General features: G+C 36.9%; 5 protein-coding genes. All 5 read right to left on the bottom strand.

Going from position 1 to position 6,447, the window contains the following annotated elements; all coding sequences use genetic code 11:
* On the bottom strand, window positions 1-897 hold an 897-nt coding region (locus O970_RS01260), incomplete at its 3' end, for an ABC transporter transmembrane domain-containing protein (RefSeq protein ID WP_420885463.1).
* Window positions 898-990: 93 nt separating this feature from the next.
* On the bottom strand, window positions 991-3,315 hold the full coding sequence (locus O970_RS01255) for a DNA internalization-related competence protein ComEC/Rec2 (protein ID WP_024495373.1): 2,325 nt from the start codon (window positions 3,313-3,315) through the stop codon (window positions 991-993).
* A gap of 254 nt (window positions 3,316-3,569) precedes the next feature.
* Complete coding sequence (locus tag O970_RS01250; protein WP_024495372.1) at window positions 3,570-3,854, bottom strand: integration host factor subunit beta; 285 nt, start codon at window positions 3,852-3,854, stop codon at window positions 3,570-3,572.
* A gap of 92 nt (window positions 3,855-3,946) precedes the next feature.
* Entirely contained in the window at window positions 3,947-5,629 is a 1,683-nt protein-coding gene (gene rpsA, locus O970_RS01245; protein WP_024495371.1) for a 30S ribosomal protein S1, read from the bottom strand.
* Between the two features lie 101 nt (window positions 5,630-5,730).
* A complete protein-coding gene (gene cmk, locus O970_RS01240; protein ID WP_024495370.1) occupies window positions 5,731-6,408 on the bottom strand; it encodes a (d)CMP kinase in 678 nt (225 codons plus the stop codon).
* Window positions 6,409-6,447 lie beyond the last annotated feature (39 nt).

The raw sequence follows: 6,447 nt of genomic DNA, 5'->3' as shown, positions 1-6,447 counted from the left end.
TAGAGTTTGACACGCCGCCATACCGCGTTGAAATTGTGCATTGACATTGGTTAACTCTTTTAATGGTTTCATTAAAGCAACCATAGATGAGAAGACGACAGTAAACGCACCGGCTGAAATATCAGAAAACTCTGAACGCCCTGCCATAAAAAGGATACCAGCTAGCGCAAAGGAGGCAATAATCTGAATCGATGGGGTGATAAGCGCAGAAACAGAAACCATTTTCATCCCTTGTCGGCGAATATGATTACTTACTTTTTGGAAATGTGCTTTTTCAACCTCTTGTGCGCCAAAAATTAATACTTCTTTATGCCCTTTTAGCATTTGCTCCGCAGCCGAAGTGACATTCCCCATACTATTTTGAATTTTTTTACTTAGTTGCCTAAAATGTTTTGATACCATACGAATAATGATACCCACGATAGGAGCAATAATCAGTAAAACCAGCGATAACTGCCAGCTATTATAAAACATAATCGCAAATAGCCCTATTAGATAGGCCGATTCACGTACCACAACAATTAAAGCACCAGAAGACGATTCGGCAACTTGCTCTGAATCATAAGTAATACGCGATAGTAGTCGACCTGTTGAGTTTTGATCATAAAAGGGAACAGGCGAATTAATTAAATGCGAAAATAATTTTTGTCGCATATTCATCACGATTTTACCAGAGACCCAAGATAGGCTATAGGAAGACGTATAATTAGCAATACCCCGCATAAAAATTAAACCAATGACCACAAACGGCATCATTAAAAGGACACTTTGATCACTTTTACCAAATCCTTCGTCAAGTAATGGTTTAAGTAATGAAATTAGCGTCGTATCTGCTGCTGCATTGATAACTAAACAAATTGCGGCAACAAATAGCCCAAGTTTAAAAGGAGTAATCATTGGCCAAAGTCGTTTAAAGGTTTGCCAAGTTGAAAAATCTTTGTCGATACTATTATTCACATTTTTTTCCATTTGAAATTAGACTTAACTATTTTACCTTTGTTTAGGCAAACTACCAAACCAATCATGATACCAACGTGGTTTCATTTGCTGTCTATAGCTTGTCATTTGCCAATCATCATCATAAAAGTAAATTGTGATTTGTCCTACGTGATCGGTTGAAGATAAAGGTATTTGTAGCTGTTGATATCGTACTAAAGTTTTTTTTGATGGTAAACCCCACGGATTATAGCGAGCTACAGAATTAATGGCTAATTCTGGTTGCACGTTGGCTAAAAAAGCATAGCTTGATGACGTATTGCTAGCATGATGTGGTATTTGTAAAATTGTGCTATGTAAAGATGAGGCCACATTTTTTGTTAATTGTAACTCTTGTTCTTTTTCTAAATCTCCCGTTAATAGTAAACTAAATTTACCATCAGAAATACGAACCACACATGAATGGCTATTCCCTGCATAATCAGCCAATTCTAATGGCCATAATATCTCTAAGGTTAATCCTAACCACTGCCATTTATTACCTTGTATACACACTTCTTGGTTAGGCCAATTTTTGTTTGAACTTATTAATTTTATAGCAGGATAGTGTTTTTTGATTTCAGCCATACCACCGCTGTGATCATTATGCTGATGACTAATTATCATTAATTCGGGGGTTAAATGATGAAAGTGTAAAAAAGGGATAATCTGTTTTTCAGCAGCCGATGAGTTTTCATAACGTTGACCTGTATCGTAAATAATTGCTTGATGATCTTGTTGTATAACGATAGATAATCCATGCCCAATATCTAACATATCAACTCGCCAGCGATATGCTGGTTTATGAAAAAAAGGACATACCATTAATAATAGTAATAAGAAACACGTTAATCCATAATGTCGCCAACTTCGTAGACGCCAAATAATAATCGTGATCCAACCAATAAATACTATATAAGTAAACCGCTCATCACTATTTACCCAATAGGAAGTAAAGTAGTTATTCAATGATAATAATAATCCTATCGCTTTGTTGGCTAAATACCATAATGGATCACCAAATAGTTCAATTTTTAATAAAAATAATAGCAATCCCATAAATAAAAGAGGTAGAACAATGAAGCTTATTGTGGGAATAGCGATTAAATTAGCGACTAAACCGCCTAAGCTAAAGCCATTAAAAATGGTCAGTTGCAGTGGTAATAGTAGTATTGATAAACCGATTTGTAAGTGACACAAATGAATGAAATACCATCGTTTCCGCCGAACGATAATTTTCGGTAACGGTGCCCATTGATAAAGAAAAATTAAACTAGCAACAGCAAAGCAAGAAAGCCAAAAACTATTAGAAAGGATAATGAGAGGATCAATAAAAATCAGTAGTGATACCACATATAACCAAGATTGCCAACGACCTATAGTGTAACCTTTTAATCTAGCAGTCAGGTATAATCCAAAAATAAGTATTGCGCGTAAAGCAGGGGGATTCATGCCAGATAACCAAGCATAGCTTAAGGCAGTAGTAAAACTCATAATCCACGGTAATTTCAAGGTGATACAATAGGTAGGAACGAGTAATTGAATTAATTTAGACAGTGATAAGCTGATGGCAGCAATAAGCATAATATGCATACCTGAAATCGCCATTAAATGTCCAATACCAGAATAGAGCAGTTGTTGTTGCAGTGCTTTTTCAAGCTTACCACGTTCTCCAAAAAGTAATGCTATCATTATAGGCGATTGAGAATAAACGCTAAGTTTATTTATGACACTAGAAATAATGCGCTGGCGCAGACTCCTACTATCATAGATTAGTTGGGCTTCTTTAACAGTTGCATGCAATAACATATGTTGACTCACAGCCCAACGTTGTAAATCAAAGCTGCCTTGATTAAGTCGCCCATGAATAGCTTTAATATTAAGTTTTAATAACCACAATTGACCCGCATAAGGGATTCCATTTGCATGATTCCAAGTTAATTGAATCTTAATTGGCTTTCTCAGAGTTTGTTGCGCAATTTTTAAAATTTTAAACCGTATTAAAGTATCGCTAGCGGGTAAGTGGGCTGTGGCTTGATCGGATAATATCGGATCAATATTTGCACTTTCTACATAGCCTTCAACAGCGAACAGCTGATCACTATAAACCGCCTGTGTCACTAATTGTGAGGCACTTAATGAAGACCATAGTATGCCAAATAATAGAAAACCAAGGCTTATCAATAATGTATGAGGCTTAATAAAAACCAATATCAATACAATCAGTTGCAATAACATTAACCAATGTAAGAGAGAACTAGTAATTAATTTTGGTAAGTAAAGTAATGATAGATTACCGCTAATAAAAGAGAGTAAAGCAATAGTTTGTTTTAACTTCACGCGCTGCGATCCTAAAAATGACTATTGTTACTGTTTGATTTCATCGCTCAATCAGCAGTAAATAAAAATGCGATATAACTCGAAAATGGCAAGATAGAATTGATAAACCGATCTGGTGCTTAAGATATTGGTTAAATAAATCAGTCGACAATATGAATATTGTTTTAATATAGAAAAATCAGGAAAAACTCAGTTATAAAAGCTAAGATATAAAAAAACCCACTATTTAATAGCGGGTTCGAAATAGTAGTCTATTAATTTGCACTAGCTACTCGTTCACGCAACTCCTTTCCGGGCTTAAAATGAGGTATATACTTCTGTTTTACCGACACTTGACCGCCAGTTCTAGGATTACGTGCTTTGCGTGGAGCACGATAATTTAATGCAAAACTGCCAAAACCACGAATTTCAACACGATCATTTTTTTCCATTGCGATTGTCATCTGTTCAATAATATTACGAACAGCCTCATCAACCACCTGTACAGGTAGATGAGTACGACAATTAGCAAGTTTTTCAGTTAAATCAGACTTATTCATAATATCCCCCTTCGTTACTAAGCCGTAAAAGCCCTTATTATTATACGAGACGATGAAATAAGCGGGCTAATGACTAACCCGCGTCATAGATACTACTCAGTTTTAGATGCTGCTTTGAAAGCTTCAGCCATTGCATTAGTAAACGAGGCTTCTTCTTGTTTTGGCGAGCTATTTACTGCTGCCAATGCTTCTTTCTCATCAGCTTCATCTTTAGCACGGATAGATAAAGTCACTGCGCGTGTTTTACGATCAATATTGGTAATTTTCGCTTCAACTTCATCACCTACTTTCACTGCTTGTGTTGCATCTTCAACACGATCACGTGAAATATCTTGTGCTTTGATGTAACCTTCAATACCATCAGCTAATTCAACAGTTGCACCTTTTGCATCAACGGCGGTAACGGTTGCTTTAACAATCGCACCTTTTTTATTTACAGAAGAAAACGAATTAAATGGATCTTCTTCTAATTGTTTAATTCCTAAAGAAATACGTTCACGTTCTGCATCAACTTGTAAAACGACAGCGGCAATATCATCACCTTTTTTATACTGTTTAACCGTTTCTTCACCTGGTTGATTCCAAGAAATATCCGATAAGTGAACTAAACCGTCAATACCGCCTTCAAGACCAATGAAGATACCAAAATCAGTAATTGATTTGATCTTACCTTCAACACGGTCACCTTTGTTATGAGTTTCAGCAAATTGTAACCATGGATTTGGTTTACATTGTTTTAAACCTAAAGAGATACGGCGACGTTCTTCATCAATTTCAAGAACAACAACATCCACTTCTTCACCTAAGCTAACGACTTTAGATGGATGAATGTTTTTGTTAGTCCAATCCATTTCAGATACGTGAACTAAACCTTCAACGCCTGTCTCAATTTCAACGAAACAACCGTAATCAGTTAAGTTAGTGACTTTACCGCTAGCTTTAGTCCCTTCTGGGTAACGTTTAGCGATTGAAATCCATGGATCTTCGCCTAATTGTTTTAAACCTAATGATACGCGTGAACGATCACGGTCAAATTTAAGTACTTTAACCAGAATTTCTTGACCAACTTCAACCACTTCACTTGGATGTTTAACACGTTTCCAAGCCATATCGGTAATGTGAAGAAGACCATCAACACCGCCAAGATCAACAAATGCACCATAATCTGTAAGATTTTTAATAACACCTTTAACTTCAGCGCCTTCTTGTAATGTTTCAAGAAGTTGTTCTCTTTCCGCACTGTTTTCTGACTCAATAACTGCACGACGAGAAACCACAACGTTGTTGCGTTTTTGATCTAATTTAATTACTTTTAATTCGATTTCTTTACCTTCGATATGTGATGTATCACGTAATGGACGAACATCAACTAATGAACCTGGTAAGAAGGCACGAACACCGTTAAGCTCAACTGTAAAGCCACCTTTAACTTTACCATTGATAACACCCATTACGGTGGCTGACTCTTCAGCAGCTTTTTCTAATACGATCCATGCTTCATGGCGTTTTGCTTTTTCGCGAGAAAGAATTGTTTCACCGAAACCATCTTCGATAGAGTCAAGAACGACGTCAACTTCATCGCCAACTTTAACTTCTAACTCGCCTTGCGGATTTTTAAATTGTTCTACAGGAATTGCTGATTCTGATTTTAGACCAGCGTCAACTAAAACTACATCTTTGTCGATGGCAACAACAGTACCACGGATCATACCGCCTGAGCGAGTTTCAAGTTGGTTTAAAGACTCTTCAAAGAGTTGAGCAAAAGATTCAGTCATATTCAATATACTTTTTAGGTTAAAAATAACGTCCATCTAGCTTCATGCCGAATGGGGTTGCTTAAAAAACTTCATTACGTCCTTATAATAAAGCGATGTCTTTAATTGAGTTTTTGCTTGATGTAAGTTAGTGCCGTCTCAAAGACCTCAGTAATAGAAAGCGAAGTCGAGTCTATCACTAATGCATCATCAGCAGGTTTTAACGGCGCAACGGGACGATTTCGGTCTCTATCATCACGCTCAATTATCTCCTGCAAAATCTCACCAAATTTAACACAAATCCCTTTTTTTCGCAACTGCTTCATTCTTCTTTCAGCTCGTGCTTGTGCACTTGCATCCAAAAAGATTTTTACTGGTGCATTTGGGAACACAACGGATCCCATATCACGCCCATCCGCAATCAATCCTGGCCATTGGCAAAAATCACGTTGTCGTTGTAGTAGAGCGGCTCTAACTGAGTTTAAAGCGGCGACTTTAGAGGCTGCAGTACCGATATCTTGGGTGCGAATAGCTTGAGTGACGTCTTTATTATCCAGTAAAACTGTCACGCCGGTATCTGAGGTTTGAAAAACCAGTGGCAGCTTTAAGGCTAAATCGGATAAAGCATGCTGATCATTGAGATCAATATGATGGTTGAATGCCGATAAAGCCAAAACACGATAAATCGCCCCAGAGTCAAGTAAATGCCAGTTTAAATGCTTGGCTAATAATTGACATAATGTACCTTTACCTACACCACTTGGTCCATCAATAGCGATAACAGGAATAGATGTTTGCATTAATATCCTCATTAATTCGACGTATTATTAATAAAAAGT

Source organism: Candidatus Schmidhempelia bombi str. Bimp (assembly GCF_000471645.3).
Lineage (GTDB): Bacteria > Pseudomonadota > Gammaproteobacteria > Enterobacterales > Orbaceae > Utexia > Utexia bombi.
Note: the sequence above shows the minus strand (reverse complement) of the source record. Positions and strands in the feature narration are given on the sequence as shown.